Genomic DNA, 22,642 nt, shown 5'->3' with positions numbered 1-22,642 from the left:
ATAAATTACCAGTTCGCTACAGTAGCATTAAATATTTGTTCTACAATCTCATCAATCATCTGATTAACTAAATCTTCCTGAACAGAGGCCAACTGCTGACTGGCATTATACTCACGACTTGCAGAGAACTGCTGTTCGAAATCTTCTGCATGATTGGTATTATTCACAAAACGCACATTGACCGTCATTCTCAATTCTGCCATTGTAGAATAACCATCCGAGCCAACACCTTTATTGTAAGCATCATAATTGGTTATCTCACCTGATAATTCCAAATCCCCTCCCTGCCTTACATGCTTTAAACGGGTTTGCTGCATATAGATATCTTGCAAGGCTGTATTAAACATCGATTCCATGGGGCCCCATACAAATGCCGCCGAGCGATTAGGAAAATTCTCGAAAGAAATGGTTTTTACCTTATCATAGTTGATTGAGGCACCATTGAATTTATACGATACGGTACATGCTGCCAATATACAAACAGCCACCGACAATACAGAAACCAGTCTATAATACTTTTTAATCAAGCCCATATTCTTTTATTTTACGATAGAGTGTCCGCTCTGAGATTTTTAAATCATTTGCTGCATTTTTACGCTTTCCATGATGACGTTCCAATGCCTTCCGAATCATTTCCTTTTCTACTTCATCCAGCGAAAGATTTTCTTCTACATATTCCTCTGTGTCTTGTACTTCAGGAACTTCCTCGGGTGAAACTTTTACCGGAGAGATATGATTAACGGCCGGTACAGAAGTATTGACCATAGGCACAGAAGTCATTACAACCGGAGGATCTTGCATAACTCCTACCGGATTCTGTAAATAATGAACGGAGGTTTCGGAGGGATGATTCATTTGAGTTCCACCACGTTCGGCCATAATATCATGTACCAACTTCTTTAATTCAGTAACATCCCGCCGCATATCGAACAATACCTGATAAAGTATTTCACGTTCACTTTCAAATCCTTTACCGTTAGACGTATTCTTTCCACCAAATAAAGTAGGGAAACGGGAAGCTGCTTGAGCAGGCAAATACCCTTGTAAAATATCTGCAGTAATATCTCGATTAGTTTCAATAATAGAAATCTGCTCCGTTATATTCTTCAGCTGGCGAATGTTTCCCGGCCATGAATAAGAAACAAGCATACGCTTTGCTTCGTCTGTTAACTGAATAGCCGGCATGTGATACTTCTCCGCAAAGTCAGAAGCAAACTTCCGAAATAACAAAGCAATGTCATCCGGACGTTCACGCAAAGGAGGAACCTTGATAGGCACTGTATTTAAACGGTAATACAAGTCTTCACGAAAGCGTCCTTCTGCTATAGCATCCGTGAAGTTTACATTGGTGGCTGCTACAATACGAACATCTGTCTTTTGTACCTTTGACGAACCCACCTTTATATATTCCCCAGATTCCAGCACACGCAACAGACGAGCCTGAGTTGATAAAGGAAGCTCTCCCACTTCATCCAAGAAGATCGTTCCTCCATTAGCTTCCGCAAAATATCCATTGCGGTCGCTGATGGCTCCAGTAAATGCTCCCTTCTCGTGCCCGAAAAGTTCTGAATCGATTGTACCTTCAGGTATCGCACCACAGTTCACCGCTATATAAGGTCCATGTTTACGGCGACTGAACTGATGGATAATCTGAGGAAAACTTTCTTTACCTACTCCACTTTCTCCTGTCACCAAAACAGACAAGTCTGTTGGAGCCACCTGCATCGCAATATCAATTGCCCGATTCAAGCCTTCGGCATTACCTATAATACCAAATCGCAGCTTTATATTTTGTATCTCCGATTTTATCATATCTCGTAGTCAATATATGACAAAATTACAAAAAGTTTAGCATATCGGGTAATTTTGACAGGAAAATTAAAATACGGTACGAATCATAAAACGAATACCCCATTTATTAGCCGTCGGGAGATTATTATAATTCAAACGACGTACATACTCAATATGCAAAAGCTTAAAGATATTATGTATTCCTGCCGAAATTTCTACGTACGGTTTTTTAGGATCCATAACATTACTAGAATAATTATATCGACCTGTTTCATCATAATGTCCAGGGAACATCATCAGAACATCATCGTTCTTATTACATTCCAGAAATGGATTGTTTTTATCTGTCAGGGTTCCCCACAAACATTTTACGCCGATAAATTCACGCCATTTCAATTTTTTAAGCAAAGGAATACGATTGAACAACTTACCCTGCATATTCCAGGAAACATCCAAAGAAGCATAACGGTCATTCAGGAACTCCATGTTATTTATCAAATTGAATGTCTCATCTTCAATGATATAAGAAAGATTGGCAGCAGGCATAATCAACAATGGAAAAGGTACTTTATTCCATTGAATACCCCCTTTTAAACGAGCATCAACGTTTCCCCATGAGCTAAACCAGAAGCGTTTATAAACACTTGCTTCTGTCACATTATAGGTATAGTCACCTCCCAATACTCCCTTCAAAGCCAAAGTATGCTGCAGCGTAAACACCGGAGCATCCAAATTAATAGGCAAACGCCGCTGCTTAGTATTTACAAAAGTTTCCCCCGGCGCGTAGCGGAAAGCCAGAGATGCTTCAGCCACTGTAATGTCATGCGTATTAAATGGAGAACGCACCCATTTCTGTCCCTGAAGCTGCTGATCGGCTATCTGAGCCTGCAAAGCACTTTCACCAGCCATCGTACGATAAAACAATTCACCACAAGGCTCATAATTGGCGTAACGTACCATCGCTGTTGTCTTAAAGCCAAACTCACGTTCACGCTCATATTTAATAGTAGCCTTACGCTCATAATTATACTGGTCTACTGTACAAACCTTCAACGATGTAAACACATTATCCTTATCTGTATTGATAAACTTATCAGAAGGTAACATGTTATCATACTGATAGGTAAAAGTTACTGAGTGCTTAGGAAACTCACGTGGCAAATATCCTTTTTTATCGAATGAATATTCCACTTCACCCATATATTTTGATTTCTGATCTTTGAAACCATAAGCATAATATCCTTTCAGGAACAAATGCGGATTCAAATTTGCTGTAGTCTGAGCCGAAGCACGCAAGCGAAGACCATCAATATAGTTTGAAGTAATCATGGTATTAATCGGTCCGATATCCACCTTACTATCTGGCGTACTGGTTTCCACAAAGTTCTCAATAAAGGCTTTCAAGACAAACATGATATATTTAAAGCCTTTTATCTTTGTCAAATCATCGACAAAACTTCCCATTCGGCTCTCTGACTTCGTCAAGTCTTCCTGCCTGTACTGACTCCAATACTGATCATCACGCATCATCGCATTGACGTCTTTAATTTCATCACCCTTCTTTTTAAATAATTTATCGGGCAAAGGATCAAAAGCGAAGTCAAAATAACGAGTCGTACGACGTACCAGATAAGACCCCAATACTTTTTTCAAATAAGAAAGCTCGCACAACATATCATCTTCCAGTAAAGTCCATTCACCGGTAGGCAATTCACCAAACTTTTGGTCAATAATCATGTTATCGACAAAGTTGATATCAGTTTTCTTAGGCAAATTCAACTTACACTCCTTTACACGATAAGTTGAGTCTGCCAATATATACAGATGTCCTGTAAACCCAAAATCTTGAGAGTTATTAGGAACAAAAGACAAATGGAAACATTTATCACGTTCTACATATACCGTATCCATGATATAAAATTTATAAAACCGGATACCGGCATCCGAAACGGGGCTATCGAACGGGTACTGTAAGAAACGGAAACGATCTTCATAAATATCAATATCCTGAAAAACATCCTTCAATACAGTTGTCAACATATCTCCTGTATTAAAAAGCTCATTGACTCCTGTAGAATTTATTCCCTGAATAATAGTCTTTTCCGAATGCGGGTCTTTTCTATATATTTTTTCAGATACAGTTTCGTCAACAGAAAGCGGCAATATGTTCTTTCCTGTCACGTCACACGGTTCCACCTGATCACGGAAAAAAGGATATTTTTTAAACAGCCATGACTCTCGCAATGAATCAGTGGTAATATTATTCATTGCAAAAGTAATCTTCTGATATTTATTGTAATGATAGTAGTCCTTTTGCTCGAGATTTGTTTTTTCTTTTGAAGCAATAACCTTCTTCATCAGTTCTACAGCCGGATTATTCTTGCGTGAGTACTTTTCACGCTTAGGCTTTACTACAACTTCATCAAGGACCAAGTCGGCTTTCATGCTAATATTCAATTCGGTAGTCTTTGAAGAAACTGTTACTACCTGTGTAGCATATCCGACCATTGAAAATGTCAATTTTGTCCATCCTGGATGATAAGCAATAGAATAATTTCCATCAACATCTGTGATTGTACCTACACCTTTTCCATCATAATAAACATTTAAATAAGGAATTGGATCTCCCGTATCGGAATCAATAACAACTCCATGAATCTGAGCACACAGACCTACAGCCCAAACGCACAATGTCATTATAAGGAGTAATCGTTTTACCATAAAAATCTTAATACGCTTTTTCTATATTCATACAAAACAGAGGCGAAATTACTGCTCTTTATTGTTTTAGGCAAATCGAATAGACATAAAAACGACAAATAGACCGTCTTTTATGCAGTATTAACTATAATTAATTTAGATTTTTAGGAAAGTCAATTCAGATAAAAAGCGTAATTTTGTAAACTCAAATTTAAAATAGAATCGTATAATTATCAAAATTAGCAAACATGTCTAAAATGCCATTATTCCATAATCTGATAGCAAGCGGCTTCGGTTCTGGATATAGTCCTATAGCACCAGGTACAGCAGGTGCACTACTTGCTACACTTATCTGGTGGGGATATGCATCTTTATTTAATGATTATTACATAACATTACAATGCACTCTTTTATTAGTTTGCATATTTACCTTTTTAGGAATCTGGTCATCGGGAGTTTCCGAAAAATACTGGGGAAAAGATCCGTCCCGTGTAGTAATAGATGAGATGGTGGGAACATGGATTGCCTTACTTGCTGTACCAGACGGCAACTATATAGGATATATGTTTGCAGCATTCTTATTATTTCGTTTTTTCGATATAGTTAAGCCTTTAGGCATCAAGCAAGCAGAGAAACTTCCTTCTGGATATGGTATCATGGCGGATGATATCCTTTCTGGGATATACGGAGGAATAGTAATTCTTATATACCGATTTTTGTGCGCGTGAAAAATATACTCATATCTCTCTGCAAAAAAGGAGGGCTGTTTATGTTCATCCGGGCTCAGCTTTCTGCACAAATTGCTACATTTGTCGACTTCCTGATCAGCATCTTATTAAATCAATGTGCACATATATATTATGTATATGCTACTTTGATTGGTTCTATCAGCGGAGGTCTGACAAACTGTGCCATTAATTACAAATGGACTTTTCAGACTGAAGATTGTAGTCCCATACCTGTCTTGATAAAATATATCCTGGTATGGATAGGCAGTATTGGGCTGAACTTATGGGGGACTTATTTGCTAACTGAATTTCTGACATTGCAGAATAGTTTCATTTCAGTAAGCCAATCCACCGCATTTATCGTCGCTAAAATAAGCGTATCAATAATAGTTGCTATTTTATGGAATTACAATTTACATAAAACATTTGTTTTTAAAGACGCACATATTAATGAAAAATTAAAAAATAAAATAAAACAAATCACACACCAACATGGAAATAAAAAAACAAGCTAAGAAATTGCGCGATTCACTCCAGCAATTAATTTACAAAATTATCAATCCTTTGGTTCATGGAATGATTAAAATTGGGATTACTCCCAATATCGTAACAACAATCGGATTTTTAGGAAACCTGGCAGGAGCTTGTCTTCTGATTTATGCAGGTATAAATCAAGAAGCCGACTATTACAAGTTAATAGGATGGGCAGGAGGAGTCATCTTATGTTCATCCTTATTCGACATGATGGACGGCCAGGTTGCTCGTATTGGAGGAATGGCTTCAACATTCGGAGCCATGTATGATTCCGTGCTCGACCGTTACAGTGAGTTAGTTACTTTAGGTGGTATCTGCTTTTGTCTAATCGGACATGATTATCCGATAGGAGCTATTATCACCTTTGCAGCCCTTATTGGTTCATTGATGGTAAGTTACGTGCGCGCCCGTGCTGAGGGACTTGGACTGGAATGTAAAATAGGATTTATGCAACGTCCAGAACGTGTCGTTTTAACAAGCTTAGGTCTGCTGGTATGTGGTATCGTGGCAACACAAAGTACTCATTTATCTTTCGACCCAATGCTTATTCTAATTATACCAATGGGCTTCATTGCTATATTTGCCAACATTACAGCTTTCGCACGTATTGAATACAGTCGCAGACAACTCATCAAAAAATAACATTATTCATATATGAAAATAATGACTGACAAGCCTTCTACAAGGGAAATAGTGATATTAGCCGTTTCTCTTATAGCATGGATAAGTGTAACTGCAGCCTTCATTGGCATTCGCCCCGAGCACATAGGACTGGGGTGCTTTATTGCAGTATTATTCTTAATTAGCCGAGCTACGCGGAAGCTGGTTGTAGCTCTTCTCCCTTTTGCGATATTTGGAATTTCTTATGACTGGATGAGAATTGTACCTAATTACGAAGTCAATCCAATTGACGTACGAGGATTATACGAAACAGAGAAAAGCATTTTTGGTATTGCCACAGCCGAAGGAATTCTTACTCCCAACGAGTTCTTCCATATCCACCACTGTCAAGTAATGGATTTTATGGCAGGAATTTTCTATCTTTGTTGGGTTCCTGTACCCATTTTATTTGGTTTAGGACTCTATTTTAATCGACAGCGCAAAACATATCTGCACTTTGCACTTGTATTTCTGTTTGTCAATTTAATAGGATTCACAGGATACTACATACATCCTGCCGCTCCACCTTGGTACGTTATGAATTATGGTTTTGAACCGATTTTAAATACTCCAGGCGATGTTGCCGGTTTAGGGCGATTTGATGCAATGACGGGCCTTACAGTCTTCCAAGGGTTATATGGAAGAAATGCCAATGTTTTTGCAGCCGTACCATCGCTACATTCGGCATATATGGTTGTAGCATTATTTTATTCTTTCCGGACACGATGCAGTAACTGGCTACGAGCTTTATTTGCATTTATCATGATAGGTATCTGGTTCACAGCTGTATATTCCGGGCACCATTATATAATCGACGTAACACTCGGTATCTTATGTGCCTTATTAGGTATATGTTGTTTCGAATATATTTTAATGCGCATACCCAATTTCCGCAATTTTGTACAACGCTATACAAAATACATTGAATAAAAAAAAGTATTTCAAGATAAAGTTCTTAGAACTTTAAACATCTACTGATTCTTATTAAGGAAGTTCCTCTATTCCTAACCTCAATATAGAGGAATTTTTTATTATCTAATCTAATAAAAAAGAGGCCGTTCCTTTTTGTTGGAACAGCCTCTTTTCTTATTTCATGAAAAATTTTCTACTATAAGTCAATCAATCGATTTCTTCATCTGCCTCATAACCACCCATCTCACGAAGCGCATTCTTCAACATTACATACTGCTGGAACAAGTGATTAACAGGAACTTCATTCTTTGTATAATCGTGCATCGGGCTCTTTAAGAAGAAACTCAAGAAACGCTGGATACCATAACGTCCGGCACGTGCAGCCAAATCGCTCAACAATACTAAGTCAAGACATAATGGTGCTGCCAAAATAGAATCACGACACAAGAAATTAATTTTAATCTGCATTGGATAACCCATCCAACCAAAGATATCAATATTATCCCACCCTTCCTTATTATCATTACGAGGAGGATAATAGTTAATACGTACCTTATGATAATAATCGGTATACAAGTCTGGTTGTTTTTCAGGGACAAGAATAGATTCCAATGTAGACAATTTGCTGACTTCTTTTGTATGGAAGTTTGCAGGTTCATCCAAAACCAGTCCGTCACGGTTACCCAAGATATTGGTTGAGAACCATCCAGACAAACCTAAACAACGAGTACCGATAATCGGAGCAAATCCAGATTTAACCAATGTTTGTCCTGTCTTAAAGTCCTTTCCGGCAATAGGCATCTTAGTTTTTTCAGCCATTTCCCACATAGCAGGAATATCAACTGTAGTATTCGGAGCACCCATAATAAAAGGAGCACCTTCAGACAAAGCTGCATATGCATAGCACATAGAAGGAGCAACATGCTCACGATCGTCATTTTTCATAGCCTGCTCCAACGCAGCCAATGTTCCATGTACTTCTTCACATACAGGTACATAAATTTCAGTAGAAGCAGCCCACAATACTACAATACGGCTACAGCCATTCTTTTCCTTAAAGTTACGGATATCTTTACGCAACTCTTCTACCATATCCCAACGTGTTGCACAATCCTTTACGTTGTTTCCATCCAGACGTTTTGCATAGTTATGGTCGAACGCAGCCTTCATTGGAACAATCTTTTCCAATTCATCTTTTACAGGATTAATATCCTTTTCTTTTAAAACTTCACAGTTCATTGCAGACTCATAAGCATTTGCCGGATATACATCCCATGCACCAAACACGATATCATTTAAGTTTGCGATTGGTACAATCTCATTATAATGAAGATATTTCTTATTGGCTCCACGTCCGACACGGATTTTATCGTATTGAGTCATTGAACCGACAGGCTTTGCCAATCCTTTACGAACCATCAAGACACCTGTCATAAATGTTGTTGCTACTGCTCCCAAACCTACACACAGCACACCGAGTTTTCCGGTAGCCGGTTGTACATTCATTTTTTCCATTTCTAATTTGTTTTTCTAGTTTGTCAAATAACAAAGTAATATTACGTGCTGTAAAGTTATACTTTTGTTTTAAACAATAAGCAAAAACTACCTCTTTTTTATGCTGCACTTGGAGAAATTGAACAATATTTCGTATAAAATGACAATAAAATAAAGGTTCCTGACAGATAAAAAAAGGAATATGGCTCCTTTCTAAAATTAAAAAGCACTATCTTTGCACCCGTTTTTATAATGAAAAAGTTATTAATAATGAATGATATTTGTTGCATCGGGCATATAACATTGGATAAAATCATAACTCCTAAACAAACAACTTATATGCCGGGAGGTACTTCTTATTATTTCTCCCATGGTATTTATCATCTGAATGATTGGAAAAATTATAAACTTGTCACCTCACTTGCTCCCAGTGAGTATACAGCTGTTGATGAACTAAGTCAAAAGGGAATAAATGTAGAGGTAATCCCCAGCCGGAAAACAGTGTATTTTGAAAACTCATATGGAGAAAATCAAAATAATCGTACTCAGCGGGTATTAGCAAAGGCTGATCCTTTTACCATTGAGAAGTTACAACAAACTGAAGCACGTTTTTTTCATTTGGGTAGTCTCTTATCAGATGATTTTTCATTAGAAGTTATTAAATTTTTATCGAAAAAAGGGATCTTGTCTGTTGATGCGCAAGGTTATTTACGTGAAGTAAGAGGTGAGAATGTATATCCCGTAGACTGGAATGAAAAGGAAGAAGCTTTAAAACATATTCATATTCTGAAAGTAAATGAACATGAAGCTAAAGTTCTGACAGGATTATCAGATTACCAGGCTGCAGCTCTTCAATTATCCAAATGGGGCGTAAAAGAAGTGTTACTTACATTAGGTAGCGAAGGTTCTCTCATTTATGCAGGAGGAGATTTCTATCAAATACCAGCTTATCCTCCTAAAGAAGTAGTTGATGCAACTGGGTGTGGAGATACTTACATGTTGGGATACCTTTATATGCGAAATAAAGATGCATCATACGAAGAAGCCGGATGCTTTGCTGCAGCTCTGTCTACTATTAAATTAGAGAAATCAGGACCTTTCAGCGGAACTGAAGAAGAAGCTTGGAATATCATAAGAAGCAACAGATTGAAAACGGTTAAGCTGTAACAGTTAGATTATAAAGAAGAAGCCGGAGAAATTCTCCGGCTTCTTTTCTTTTTATCTTTTGCAAATAGATACAGACAACATTTTGCGAGCATACAACCAAACGACGGCATAAGCAACCCATGGCACAGCAAAAGCATACACCATCGTAGTAGTATCGGCTACATACCCCATCAACAATGGACCTACAACTCCTCCCACTGGCGACATCATCAAAAACGAAGATGCACGTTTGGTATGATTACCTAATCCTTTCAGTGATAAAGCAAAAATTGTAGGAAACATTATTGCCTCAAAAGCATATCCACATAATAATGCTATAAGTGAACAAATTCCAAAGTCTAACAACACAATAGTAGTAGTGATAACAGTTCCTGTTGCACAATAAAACAACATCCGTTCCGCACTTACACGTTGCATAATCCAACTGCCAACAAAACGTCCCGTCATGAATAAACCTAACCCGCCAAAAGACAAGACCAAAGAAGCATAACGGGCATTCATCCACTTTTGTTCCACTACATAATTAATGAAAAAGCTATTGATAGATATTTCACCAATCTCATAAGCAAATAAGGCAAACAAGCCAAATATAAAAAGTTTATGTGACCATAAGCCTACACTTCTGCCTTCTTCGTCAACTTCTACACCATGTTGGATTTCCGGGAGCTTCACTTTCATAAAAATAACAGCTACTATTAAAACCAGTATACCCATACAAACATATGGTAAAGCGACATTACTGTTTGAAGCACTTTGTTGATCATCGTTGGAGAACAACAATAATCCGACAAATAAAGGCGCACATATACATCCCATACCATTAAATGACTGTGCAAAATTCAAACGACTAGCAGCAGTTTCCTTTGCACCTAATTCTGTCACATACGGATTAGCAGCCGTTTCCAAAAAAGTAAGTCCGCACCCTATGACAAACAGAGCAAACAAAAATGCATTGAATGAAGCAAAATGCTGACCAGGAATAAACAATAAAGCTCCTACTCCATAAAGAAGCAATCCCAACACAACTCCTTTACGATAGCCGAAACGATTAATAAAAAGTCCAGCAGGTATAGCCATAATAAAATAACCCATATACATGGTAACCTGTACCATTGCCGAATGAGTCTTAGTAATATCCAGTATTTCCTGAAAATGTTTATTCAAAACATCCAATATAGCATGTGCAAATCCCCATAAAAAGAAAAGGGAAGTCAATAATATAAAAGGTAGGCGATATTGTTTCTCTACCAAAGGAATACGTTTTTCTGTCATAAATAATTTCTTATAAATAATGAAGCAAACAAATCAAATCTGTAATTATTATATCGGGCAAGGATTCATCTATCTCTTCATTTCCCCACCCTTCACCTTTCAACCAGGCAACCTTACAACCGATAGCTTTGGCTGGAATGATATCCTTCGAAAAAGAATCACCAACAACCAGCACATTCTCTGGAGAGAATCCCATAGCCTCCACGCCTAAACGATAAATAGCCGGATCAGGTTTACGCACCCCTACTGCAGAAGATTCTATAATTTCTGAGAAGAAGTCGTACAAACAAAAATCTTTCAAAACACTCTGTATATTACCATAAAAATTTGAAACCAGCACCAACTTATACTTTTCTGTAAGTTTTTGCACAACAGGACGTGTTTTTATCAGGACATCCAATACATATCGATAACATCTGTCGGCTACCTCTTCAGCATAATTCATGACATTAGCTTGATCTAATTTTCCATGCTCCACTAAAAATTCTAATTGAATTTTTGTTTTAATACGCAACACATCATGAAAATTGTATGTCGGCTTTACTAACGGAACACACGCCAACGTACGTTCGCCATGCACATAAGCCTCACGAAAGTCAGCCTTACTTACAGGAATATGACATTCTTCATATTTTTCCCATAAGACTTCTGCCCAATGACGAGAGTTCGTATCAAGTGTCCCTCCGTAATCAAAAATAATGCCTTTAATGTCTGTTAATTTTTTCATCAATTTTTATATTATCTGTACCATTGCCTAATTTCATCAATAGTACACCTATTACAATCCATATTAATTCACGCACACGAGTAATAAGCCCCGTATACACACCAAATGCGCTTGATATAGCTAATCCACCAGTAGCCAAAGCAAATCCTCCCTCACGAGCTCCAAGTTGCATAGGAGAGAAAAAAAACAAGTTCGCAAAAAGTGAAGTAAACGCCATTATCAGAATACACGAAACAAAACTAACATCTGTAGTAAGAATATTTAAGATAAAAAATATCTCTACACAACCTACAATGCGAGCCATAAACTCTAATCCTAATGCTAAATAAAATGTCGATTTACGCTGCCCATGCAACTCTGCTATTTGTCTGTCAACACGTTCCAGAGTTTCCCTCTTCTCTACCACAAAATGTTGTGCCCATTTTTTTATAAAAGGGACATGCCCCAATAATTTCAAAGTGCGTACGGCCATACCATTTTTGTACCCTTTCATAAAGAAATAAATTGCCACGAAGCAACAAATACCAACAACGCCCAACAAAACTCCCATCGCCATATTGACAGGCTCCATTATAAGATACAATATAACAGAACACAACCAAAAACAAAAATGAGAGAAGATATGCATCATAACATATAAAATGACAGAAGAAGTTGCCTTACTTGCTCCAACATAAGGTGTCAGTTCCATAATACGATAAGGTTCTCCCCCCATCAAGCCTACTGGAGTCGCATAATTTAAAGCAAAGCCAGAAACTGTATACTTATAAACTTTCCAAAATGGAACAGAAGCATGCTTTCCATCACGAATAATAGCATACCATGAACATGTATTCAAAAAATAGATAAACACCCACAACAATACAACTGCGGGAAGCCAATATCCTGCTTTTTGCAGATTTTGCCACAGCTCCTGATAATCCATATCGAATGTACAGAGCATTACGACGATTGCAAAGAGTCCGAAGAGCCAAAATATATTTCGAAATTTTTCTTTCATTGCTTAGCGTATTTCTGATAAAGATAAGAACAAATAGCCTCATGACGATGACGCATATACAAGAACAAAGAAGTCATTACAACAATCTCGAATATGAAATAAAAATAAGGTTCACCTATCAGCAAACTGATGTACAAAGCTATGGCTCGTGTATTAAATGTCAAGATATTAGCATATTTCATCAAAGGCAAGCTTAATTTACGGAACTCCTCACATAAATCACGGGGAATATTATCTCCATAAGTCCGCAATACCCAAGCATAAAAACGCTGAAAAGAAGGAGTCAACCGTTCTTGCTGACGAGTATAGTTCCCGTAAAAATAAAGGAATGCTTTCCACCAAAAATTCCCTTTCCAAGGCAAACTATAAAAAATGGCACGCTGTTGTTTAAAGTTATCCAGCTCACTGCCACCTCTCCCCTTCAGAAAAAACAAATGAATATTACGGTAATAATCAGCCAAAGTACATTGCTTGCTATGGCAAACTGTCCCAGATATCAAAGCCAATATCCAGATAATCCAGCTCCAGGTCCAGCCACATTCAGCTCCAATACCTAAAGGAAGTGGCTGATTCATCAGCCGTAAACAAATCGCCAAATAAATGGAAAAGAACCAAATATCACCAGCAAAGCCATCCAGCATGCGCCCCCAACGTGTTTTTTTACCAGTAAGACGTGCCAACTGTCCATCACAACTATCATAGTGATTGGCCCATATTAACAAAAAAATCCCGATCAAGGTATGTTTCAGATCCGGATAATAAAACATTATCCCAGCCCCCACACCTAAAAATATAGACAATATTGTTACAACATTGGGATGTACTCCTAAACGTTTAAAGAATAAGGCCCATAAATAGCCTATCGGACGATTAAAATAAATATCCAGAGTTTCTTCTGTATCCATCGATTTAAAAGAAGCCTCAAATTCCTTCTTATCTATTTCCATCTTATTCCTCCAGTTTAGCCATTACCTTATTATAAATACATTCTGCTATTTTAATACCAGCTTCCTCTCGGCAGCGAGCAAAACTTGGCCAATCATTAAAATCTATAATTCTGATTTCTCCAGTAGATGAAACGATACAATCACCTCCATAAATAGGTACGTCCAGTATCTCTGCAAATGCGGAACTACATCGATATAGTAAATCTTTATCAAATGGGTAACCATGTGTTCCACCATTCACGATTTCTAAGCCCAACTTACTATGAGATTCTTCTGTAGGATAAAAAGAAAAAAAGAAATCAGTTCCCTGTACACCATAAAACTTGACTAAATCACCTACTAAATGTTCATTAACCACAGCTTCAGGAATTCCTCGTGAACGAAAGTCTGCCAGTACCTGTTCTGCCTTTTCTCTACATTCTACATATACTACATCCTCCTTCACCATTGCATGTGAATCTCCACGTTTTATCCAGCAAGGGAAAATATCTGGAGTAAATTCACCATCGGTAGAGATAATAAAACTTTTAGGATGGGCAAGGCCATTCCTTATCAATCGTTCAGTCATCGACTTTCTCATGCAATTGGCTATTCCATAGGCAGAGTTTACAACTACACTACCATTATCTTCCAATTGTTTTAAATACTCTATCGTAGCACGATCGCGTGCCATATCAAATATAAAATTAGCTTTTATCTGCTGCGAAACAAACTCTTTCTCAGTCCATACCTCTACATCAATGTCCTTTTCTTCTAATTTTTGGGCTACTATTTTAAATATAGCAGCATCATTATCTACATGATTTGGTGAATATTCATAACTTCGGCTTATTCCTACTATCCTTATTTTTTCGTGAATCAAACACATGGTTACGTTTTTAGTCTTCTTTATTATTTAAAAAGGCCTCCGCTTTTACTATATCACTTGTATGATCTACATCCAATATTTTTGAAAATGGATAAGCCGTAAGTTTCATACCGTCGGCAACCAATTGACGCTGAAAATTACGCATGCGTGAAATACCCTTTTCAATACACGACTGCAAAACATTAATTGCTTTCGGACTCAAACAATAAATACCGCCAGATATATATTGGCAGTCAGGAGTCATTGCATCATAAAATCCTGTAATATTCAACTTCCTATCAGTAGATATATATAATGGCTTCTCGTCATCTATATAATCTGTCACCGCCATCATGCCATCATTTTCCGATACTCTAAAAGCATCAATAAAATGAGTAAACTCTTCTTCTCGAAAAACTGTATCAACCGTTGTCAGACAAAACTTATCACCCTTCAGGTAAGGACTAATTTCATAAAAGCTATGCATTGAACTTGGAGTCGTTTTCACTACGACTTCCAAAGGTAGAGCCATACTCTCCTTAAGCTTTGCCAAATGTTCTTTCGTAGCCTGTACTTCATTATTAATTATAATGACCACCTGGCTTGCCCCATTTTTAGCAAAGATGCGAATCAAACGATCTATCATAGCTTCTCCATTCAGTTGCACCAATGGCTTGGGCAACTGAACTCCTTCCTGAGAAAGTCTGGAACCTTCCCCGGCAGATATTATAGCAAACTTCATAAATAGTTATTCTTCCTCTATCGTATCAAGCTTTAACTTGTCACTATCATCACGTTTCTCGTAATATTGTTTGCTCAACGGATGGGCACTAATTTCTCTTTCAATACAACGATTCCGAAAAACGTCCAATGCCACATATATTGCCTGACGGAAAGAATCTTCCGACGCGATACCTTGTCCTGCAATATCATATGCGGTACCATGAGCTGGAGAAGTGCGAACAATAGGCAGTCCTGCTGTAAAATTCACACCTTCATCCATAGCCAAAGCCTTAAACGGAGCCAGTCCTTGATCATGGTACATCGCCAGGATACCATCAAAATGGCGATAATTGCCAGAACCCATAAAACCATCTGCCGGATATGGGCCGAAACACTGCACTCCTTTTTTTATCATCTCCTCCATTGCCGGAATAATGATTGTCTGTTCCTCACTACCAATCAGCCCGTTATCACCCGCATGAGGATTCAGGGAGAAAACAGCAATACGAGGATTGTCAATACCAAAATCCTGTTTCAAAGAGCGATGGAAAATAGCCATCTTTTCCATTATCAGTTCTTGTGTCAAGTCTTTTGCTATTTCACTGACAGGAACATGTCCGGTAACCAAAGCCACCCGGAAATCATCTTTCAGCAAAATCATCAAAGCTTTCTGTCCCTCTCCTACACGTTCTTCGATATACTCGGTATGACCAGGGAAATGAAATGTTTCCGACTGTATTGTATGTTTATTGATTGGAGCTGTAACCAATACATCAAACAATCCTTCACGATATTCTTTCAACGACAATTCCAAAGCAGCCAATGCCGCACGCCCAGCCTCCTGTGTCGGTTTTGTCAGTTCTACCTTCAGCTCTTCTTCCGTACAGTTGATAATATTTACACGTCCATCCTGAGCCTCTGAAGCAGAATTAATGATACTGAAATTAGTCTGTATATCCATTGCCTTCCGGTGATAAGCAGCTACTTTAGGCGAGCCATAAATAACCGGTGTACACAAATCCAGCATCGCAGGGTCGGAAAAGGCTTTCAATATAACTTCATAGCCAATTCCATTTATATCTCCATGGGTGATACCCACCTTTATCTTACGTTCTTCCATAGTTTTCTTATTTATTGCTAGTTTGTTCTGCTTTATGTTCTACTTTCTCTTCTGTCAGTGCTCCATCCACAGGTATTTCCGATACCGTTTTTTCGGAAGGCAATCTCAAAGTATACAGAGCTGCATTCAATCGGCGAATCTGATCACGTTTCAGTCGGCCCGGATTATAAACAAAGCCTTCAACTACTATTACACGAGCGTTCGCACGGTCAACCCGCATGTGTGCAACAAACGGACCACCCATAGCGTCATTTTTCATTTCCCATAATCCGCGAACTTCAAATGCATAATCACCTTTTACAGCAATATTTCTCACATCGACTAAAGAAGAATCAGCTGTTTCCATGTACATACCTTCACGTTCACCCGGTATATTTATTTTCATTACAGAATCACGCTTATGAATAAAATATGCCTTTGTAAACGTATCCTTATCCTTGAACGGGAAAGTATACATCACAAAGTTCAAATCATTCAAATTGGTAGATGACCAGAAAAAGTCTTTTCCTTCCTTATAGGATTCCATTTCAATCGGCATCCAAATATCACAATCAAAAAGACTTCCAACTTTTGCTGAAACAACTTGATTATGTTTTTTCTCCAACATTTTAATCTCACGGTTCATTTCTGCCCGTGTAAAGAAATCAATGATCAAATTACCATTACGGGAAACATAATCATCAAATTCTTTTTGATTAGGAGCCTGAATTGTCATAATCATCTGAGGAGAAGAATAAACATCACGTGAATATTTAAACTTTACCTGAGTATAGGCTTTCGGATTAATATCTACAAGAATAATATTACGGAACAAACGCATCGTACGGTCATAATAAGCAGTACGAACCCGTGATATACGAAATGAACGCTCCGGCTGGGGCAATCCAGGCACATCTGTATCCAGTACATGATAGAGTGCACTATCGGGACTCATCCAACAATTATCATCGGCTACTACCAATACTTCATAAGGGCGGCCACTGGAAGCTGGAGTTATAAGACTTTTTCCATCTCCCTTACAAGAAGCTAATGCCAGCACAACAAGTGCCAGACTCAGATAAAAGGCTAAACGCTTCATAATTTCTTTATTTAGTTAGTATCTTTCTTTTTTTCTGCTTGCTGTTTTGCTGTAGACAACATTCCACATGCAGCAAAAATATCTTCACCACGTGAAGCACGAATAGTTGCAAATACGCCGTGCTGTGTCAGATAGTCGCGGAATGCAATCATAGCATCCATATCCGTACCTTCCAAATCAACATTCGGAATAGCATGAAAACGTATAAGATTGATACGGCAATCTAACCCACGCAGCAACTTTATCAGTTCTTTGGCATATATCATACTATCGTTCACTCCCTTGAACACAATATATTCAAAAGACAAACGACGTTGCTTACTAAAATCATAACGTTTAAGTATATCAACGATTTCGGTAATGGAAAAAGCCTTCTCCGCCGGCATCAGTTCTCCACGCTGCGACGGGAACGGTGAATGCAAGCTGACGGCCAAATGGCAATCACTTTCTTCCAGGAAACGTTCCAGACCTTTCCGCAATCCTACCGTCGATACGGTAATTCGTTTCGGACTCCATGCATAGCCATAATCAGCCGTAAGAATCTCCAACGAACGTAACACTGCATCCAAATTATCAAAAGGTTCTCCCATTCCCATGAACACAATATTTGTCAAAGTATCACGTTCTGGTACAGAATATACCTGATTCAATATCTGCGCTGGGGTCAGGCTATTAGTATATCCCTGTTTACCTGTCATACAAAATTTACAATTCATCTTACAGCCCACCTGCGATGAAACACACAATGTAGCACGATCATCATCAGGAATATACACGGATTCGATATAATCCCCCTCGGGAGTACAAAACAAATATTTTACGGTTCCATCCACCGAACGCATCTCGTGAACAGGTGGAGTTGCCCCTACTTCATAATTTTCTTTCAAACGTTCACGGTTCTTCAATGACAAGTTGGTCATCTCGTCTATCGAAAACACCTTTTTATCATATAGCCATCCGGCGATTTGCTTTGCCGTAAAAGCAGGCATACCCAAATCGCGCACGATACATTGCAGCTCACTTAAAGTCTTTCCCAATAAGGGAGTTTTTAAATCTGTCATTATTTCACCGTTTTTGCACAAGTTGAACAAATAATCTGTACAAAAGAATATTCCATTCTATACAATTAGCGCACAAAGTTAGGCAAAAAATAAGATATATTGCCTATCTTTGTCCTTATAAATGTATTAAATATGAATAAAACAGTCACATGTTTTCTTCCTTACGGAAGTGAAAATCAATTTGATAAAACAATAGGCGAATTGCTGGCATGCCCCAGCATAGACCAGATATTCTTACTATCAGCACAGTCTGATACGAACATCAAACTGCCGGAAAGATGCCACCTTCTACCTGCATCACCAACCGATTCGACCGAAAGATATAAGCAAATAGCTCAGTACGCCAATACACCATACACGTTAATCTACACACAAGTACATAATTTCGAACTGGGTTATATGGCAATCGAACGCATGTGCGATTATCTTTCAGCGCCTCAATGCTGTATGGTATATGCCGATCATTACAAAATAGTAAAAGGAGAGAGAAAGCCTCATCCGGTCATCGACTACCAGTTGGGAAGCGTACGTGATGATTTTGACTTCGGTTCTTTACTTATGTTTCGTTCCGAGACATTGAAGAAAGCTGTCGATGAAATAACATCCGAAGATGAATATCATTATTCTGCACTGTATGCCTTACGCCTGGCCTTATCACGGTATGGTGAGCTGACTCATATACGGGAGTATCTCTATACCGAAGCCGAAATAGATTTACGCAAATCTGGTGAAAAACAATTTGACTACGTAGACCCGCGCAACCGTCAAGTACAAATAGAGCGGGAAGTGGTTTTCACCCGGCACCTAAAGAAAAGTGGAACTTATCTTGTACCAACCCGATGTACCATAGATGTAAGTGAAGGAAATTTTCTTTACGAAGCTTCGGTCATTATACCGGTACGTAACCGCGCTCGTACTATCGACGATGCAATTCGTTCCGTACTGGAACAGAAAACCCGTTTTCCTTTTAACCTGATTATTATCGATAATCACTCTACCGACGGAACAAGTGAAATTATCGAGCATTATAAAAATAATTCCAAAGTCATCCATCTGATACCTGAGCGGACTGATTTGGGAATAGGCGGATGCTGGAATTTAGGTATAAACCACGCACAATGCGGCCGCTTTGCCATACAGTTAGATAGCGATGATCTATATAGCAGTCCGGATACGCTGCAAACTATTGTCGATAAATTCTATAAAGAACAATGCGCCATGGTCATCGGTTCTTATCGCATGACAGATTTTGCCTTACAAACTCTTCCTCCTGGAGTTATCGACCATAAAGAATGGACAGACGAAAATGGGCATAATAATGCTTTACGCATCAATGGGCTGGGAGCTCCCCGTGCATTCTACACTCCTCTCCTACGAAAGATTCGTGTACCGAACACCAGTTACGGAGAAGATTATGCACTCGGACTGGCCTTTTCACGTAGCTACCATATCGGACGTATCTACGATGTATTGTACTTATGCCGCCGATGGGAAGGCAATTCCGACGCAGCACTAAGCATTGAGAAAGTCAACTTAAACAACAGTTATAAAGATAGTCTGCGTACCTTGGAAATGAAACTGCGCCATGACATGAACAAGAAGAAACACCCCGGTGAGCTTTTCTTTGAAAGTCAATTAGCTAAATGGCAGACAGCACGAACCAACCACGAAGCACTTGACAAAATAGAAACGCGTACGTTCCATTTGAATGGTAATACGATAACCGTACAATTCAATCCGGCACGGGCTGTTTCTACATGTGCTAAAATCGACAAGGCATCGATAGAAGCACGTCCTTGCTTTTTATGCTCCGAAAACAAGCCTAAGGGACAAGATGAAATCATTATTTCATTAAACGAACCTTTCAGCTTACGCGTAAACCCTTATCCGATACTTCATGGACATCTTACAATCTCCAGTTTGAAGCATCAGGACCAGATACTTGCCGACAAGACAGAACGTCAGCTTCCCGGTGGATTAGTAAATTGGCTTGAAACACATTTTGAGCCCGGATATGCTGTATTCTACAACGGTGCAAAATGTGGAGCTTCCGCCCCCGACCATTTCCATTTTCAAGCTGTACTGCAAAATGATATCCCTTTGATTCGCCAATGGGACAGACTAATGTCTACAGCTGTCTGTACAAAAGAGCAAAACATGGTTAACGGAAGTAGATGTCGTTCTTATCAGATAACAAATTATATCTGCCCGATTCAGGCTTTTGTTACTGACCAATCTATGACAACAAGTCCGGAACTGATAGAAGAATATCTGCATACCCTTCCAATACATGACGGAGAATATGAACCCAGATATAATCTGTTTGCGTGGAACGACCCCGTACGCGGTTTCACCGTAGTATACCTTCCACGAGAGAAACATCGTCCGGCCTGCTATACAGCATCCGGCAATGCACAGATTCTTGTCAGCCCGGGAGCACTCGATATGGCAGGATTATTAGTCACTCCCCGCAAGGAAGATTTTGACAAAATAACAGAACAAGATATCTTACAAATATATAAAGAAGTATCATACAGCAATTAACACTTAGCGCATCATGAAAGAACCAGAAATAAGCGTGGGCATTGTCAATGCTCAAGAGATTCATTTTACACTCAATTCACATTTCCTGGCGAAAGGTGAAACTGTTACCGGCAATCAGGTTGTGTCTTTTGATGAAGGAGGAATCTTGTGGAACGGCAACGTATACCGCGAGCTTACCTTCACACCCGTAGAAGACGAGGCCTCTTTCTCCTTGTATGATGTAACCATTGGCATCAATTTTCATTGGGAACGTCAGGAAACTCAGCACTTCAACGGTACGCTCAAGTTGGTAGTGGACGAAGGAAAGATTACAGCCATCAATATTCTGCCGGCCGAGGATTACCTCATCAGCGTCATTTCGTCCGAGATGAATGCCACCTCCTCTCCTGAGTTTCTGAAGGCTCATGCCGTCATTTCCAGAAGCTGGCTGCTTGCCCAGATAGAGAAGCGTAAAGCGATGAGCAAACACGACAACGGATTCTTTTCTTTCATCAAGACTGATACTGAATATATCCGGTGGTACGATCGCGAAGACCATACCATATTCGACGTATGTGCCGACGATCACTGCCAGCGCTACCAAGGCATAACAAAAGCATCTAACAAGAGTGTTGTCGAAGCAGTCAAAGCGACACAAGGTCAGGTACTGATGTATAAAAACAGCATCTGCGATGCACGCTTCTCCAAATGCTGTGGAGGAGTAAGCGAAGTATTCAACACTTGCTGGGAAGATAAGAATTATCCATACCTGAGTGCGGTACGTGATACAAAGGAAGAAGGAGTATTGCCCGATCTGACTTTGGAAAGTGAAGCAGAAAAGTGGATACGAAGCACTCCTGAGAGCTTCTGTTATACGAACGACAAGGCGATTATCTCACAGATTCTGAACAACTACGATCAGGAAACAACCAACTTCTACCGCTGGAAAGTCCGCTACACACAAGAGGAGCTTTCCGAATTGATTCGTAATAACACAAAGAACGACTATGGAAAAATAATCGATCTCATCCCTGTAGAACGAGGAAAATCGGGGCGCATTTGCAAGCTGAAAATAGTTGGTACCGAAAAGACACTTATCATAGGAAAAGAGTTGGAAATACGCCGCACACTATCTCCTACTCATTTGTTCAGCTCAGCCTTTATCGTGGATAAAGGAGAAACTGATGCCAATGGCGTACCTGCATGGTTCGAGCTCACTGGAGCCGGATGGGGACATGGTGTAGGTCTCTGTCAAATTGGAGCAGCTGTAATGGGTGAGCAAGGCTATAATTACAATGAAATCCTGCTTCATTATTATAAAGGAGCAGATATAAGAAAACTGTATTAATATTTCCATC

General features: G+C 39.0%; 20 protein-coding genes. 7 read left to right on the top strand and 13 right to left on the bottom strand.

What is annotated here, in order from left to right; translation table 11 throughout:
- Positions 1 to 5 precede the first annotated feature (5 nt).
- The 3 genes from WKT12_RS13780 to WKT12_RS13770 form a co-directional block, all read right to left on the bottom strand.
- Complete coding sequence (locus WKT12_RS13780; RefSeq protein WP_021970202.1) at positions 6 to 533, bottom strand: LptE family protein; 528 nt, start codon at positions 531 to 533, stop codon at positions 6 to 8.
- The gene (locus tag WKT12_RS13775) at positions 520 to 1,812 is read right to left on the bottom strand and encodes a sigma-54 interaction domain-containing protein (protein WP_340320043.1); all 1,293 of its coding nucleotides are present in this window, start codon (positions 1,810 to 1,812) and stop codon (positions 520 to 522) included. The genes WKT12_RS13780 and WKT12_RS13775 overlap by 14 nt, the downstream gene beginning before the upstream one ends.
- A gap of 66 nt (positions 1,813 to 1,878) precedes the next feature.
- A complete protein-coding gene (locus WKT12_RS13770; protein ID WP_340320042.1) occupies positions 1,879 to 4,512 on the bottom strand; it encodes a DUF5686 and carboxypeptidase-like regulatory domain-containing protein in 2,634 nt (877 codons plus the stop codon).
- A gap of 227 nt (positions 4,513 to 4,739) precedes the next feature.
- On the opposite strand from WKT12_RS13770, the gene WKT12_RS13765 reads away from it, so the two are divergent.
- The 4 genes from WKT12_RS13765 to WKT12_RS13750 are packed head-to-tail and all read left to right on the top strand — an operon-like array spanning position 4,740 to position 7,343.
- Positions 4,740 to 5,219: a phosphatidylglycerophosphatase A family protein gene (locus WKT12_RS13765; protein WP_021970205.1), complete on the top strand. Its 480-nt coding sequence runs from the start codon at positions 4,740 to 4,742 to the stop codon at positions 5,217 to 5,219.
- Positions 5,210 to 5,734 carry a GtrA family protein gene (locus WKT12_RS13760; protein WP_445323149.1) on the top strand — a complete coding sequence of 175 codons (525 nt, stop codon included), beginning with the start codon at positions 5,210 to 5,212 and terminating at the stop codon, positions 5,732 to 5,734. The genes WKT12_RS13765 and WKT12_RS13760 overlap by 10 nt, the downstream gene beginning before the upstream one ends.
- Complete coding sequence (locus tag WKT12_RS13755; protein ID WP_021970207.1) at positions 5,712 to 6,395, top strand: CDP-alcohol phosphatidyltransferase family protein; 684 nt, start codon at positions 5,712 to 5,714, stop codon at positions 6,393 to 6,395. Before WKT12_RS13760 ends, WKT12_RS13755 begins: the two co-directional genes overlap by 23 nt.
- Positions 6,396 to 6,407: 12 nt before the next feature.
- Positions 6,408 to 7,343 carry a phosphatase PAP2 family protein gene (locus tag WKT12_RS13750; RefSeq protein WP_340320041.1) on the top strand — a complete coding sequence of 312 codons (936 nt, stop codon included), beginning with the start codon at positions 6,408 to 6,410 and terminating at the stop codon, positions 7,341 to 7,343.
- Positions 7,344 to 7,532: 189 nt separating this feature from the next.
- Here WKT12_RS13750 and WKT12_RS13745 read toward each other — a convergent pair whose 3' ends face one another.
- Entirely contained in the window at positions 7,533 to 8,840 is a 1,308-nt protein-coding gene (locus tag WKT12_RS13745; RefSeq protein ID WP_021970209.1) for an inositol-3-phosphate synthase, read from the bottom strand.
- Positions 8,841 to 9,089: 249 nt separating this feature from the next.
- On the opposite strand from WKT12_RS13745, the gene WKT12_RS13740 reads away from it, so the two are divergent.
- On the top strand, positions 9,090 to 9,986 hold the full coding sequence (locus tag WKT12_RS13740; RefSeq protein WP_340320047.1) for a PfkB family carbohydrate kinase: 897 nt from the start codon (positions 9,090 to 9,092) through the stop codon (positions 9,984 to 9,986).
- Between the two features lie 51 nt (positions 9,987 to 10,037).
- Here the strand turns inward: WKT12_RS13740 and WKT12_RS13735 are convergent, their stop codons facing one another.
- The 9 genes from WKT12_RS13735 to rlmN are packed head-to-tail and all read right to left on the bottom strand — an operon-like array spanning position 10,038 to position 18,761.
- Positions 10,038 to 11,258 carry a sugar MFS transporter gene (locus tag WKT12_RS13735; RefSeq protein WP_340320040.1) on the bottom strand — a complete coding sequence of 407 codons (1,221 nt, stop codon included), beginning with the start codon at positions 11,256 to 11,258 and terminating at the stop codon, positions 10,038 to 10,040.
- 10 nt (positions 11,259 to 11,268) lie between these two features.
- The gene (locus WKT12_RS13730; RefSeq protein ID WP_021970212.1) at positions 11,269 to 11,985 is read right to left on the bottom strand and encodes an HAD family hydrolase; all 717 of its coding nucleotides are present in this window, start codon (positions 11,983 to 11,985) and stop codon (positions 11,269 to 11,271) included.
- Positions 11,963 to 12,985, bottom strand: a complete 1,023-nt coding sequence (locus WKT12_RS13725) for a lysylphosphatidylglycerol synthase transmembrane domain-containing protein (protein WP_021970213.1) — start codon at positions 12,983 to 12,985, stop codon at positions 11,963 to 11,965. The genes WKT12_RS13730 and WKT12_RS13725 overlap by 23 nt, the downstream gene beginning before the upstream one ends.
- Positions 12,982 to 13,932: a CDP-alcohol phosphatidyltransferase family protein gene (locus tag WKT12_RS13720; protein ID WP_340320039.1), complete on the bottom strand. Its 951-nt coding sequence runs from the start codon at positions 13,930 to 13,932 to the stop codon at positions 12,982 to 12,984. The genes WKT12_RS13725 and WKT12_RS13720 overlap by 4 nt, the downstream gene beginning before the upstream one ends.
- Before the next feature lies 1 nt (position 13,933).
- Positions 13,934 to 14,800: a hypothetical protein gene (locus tag WKT12_RS13715; RefSeq protein WP_340320038.1), complete on the bottom strand. Its 867-nt coding sequence runs from the start codon at positions 14,798 to 14,800 to the stop codon at positions 13,934 to 13,936.
- Positions 14,801 to 14,810: 10 nt separating this feature from the next.
- On the bottom strand, positions 14,811 to 15,521 hold the full coding sequence (locus WKT12_RS13710) for a nucleotidyltransferase family protein (RefSeq protein ID WP_340320037.1): 711 nt from the start codon (positions 15,519 to 15,521) through the stop codon (positions 14,811 to 14,813).
- A gap of 6 nt (positions 15,522 to 15,527) precedes the next feature.
- Entirely contained in the window at positions 15,528 to 16,622 is a 1,095-nt protein-coding gene (pdxA, locus tag WKT12_RS13705) for a 4-hydroxythreonine-4-phosphate dehydrogenase PdxA (RefSeq protein ID WP_340320036.1), read from the bottom strand.
- A 7-nt stretch (positions 16,623 to 16,629) separates the two neighbouring features.
- A complete protein-coding gene (locus WKT12_RS13700; protein ID WP_340320035.1) occupies positions 16,630 to 17,700 on the bottom strand; it encodes a DUF4837 family protein in 1,071 nt (356 codons plus the stop codon).
- Between the two features lie 11 nt (positions 17,701 to 17,711).
- Complete coding sequence (gene rlmN, locus WKT12_RS13695; protein ID WP_340320033.1) at positions 17,712 to 18,761, bottom strand: 23S rRNA (adenine(2503)-C(2))-methyltransferase RlmN; 1,050 nt, start codon at positions 18,759 to 18,761, stop codon at positions 17,712 to 17,714.
- Positions 18,762 to 18,893: 132 nt separating this feature from the next.
- Here rlmN and WKT12_RS13690 point away from each other — a divergent pair, with 132 nt between their 5' ends.
- Both WKT12_RS13690 and WKT12_RS13685 read left to right on the top strand, forming a co-directional pair.
- Complete coding sequence (locus WKT12_RS13690; RefSeq protein ID WP_340320032.1) at positions 18,894 to 21,305, top strand: DUF4922 domain-containing protein; 2,412 nt, start codon at positions 18,894 to 18,896, stop codon at positions 21,303 to 21,305.
- A gap of 13 nt (positions 21,306 to 21,318) precedes the next feature.
- A complete protein-coding gene (locus WKT12_RS13685; protein WP_340320030.1) occupies positions 21,319 to 22,632 on the top strand; it encodes a SpoIID/LytB domain-containing protein in 1,314 nt (437 codons plus the stop codon).
- Positions 22,633 to 22,642: the final 10 nt, after the last annotated feature.

It is taken from the genome of Phocaeicola sp. HCN-6420, from assembly GCF_037890145.1.
Lineage (GTDB): Bacteria > Bacteroidota > Bacteroidia > Bacteroidales > Bacteroidaceae > Phocaeicola.
Note: the sequence above shows the minus strand (reverse complement) of the source record. Positions and strands in the feature narration are given on the sequence as shown.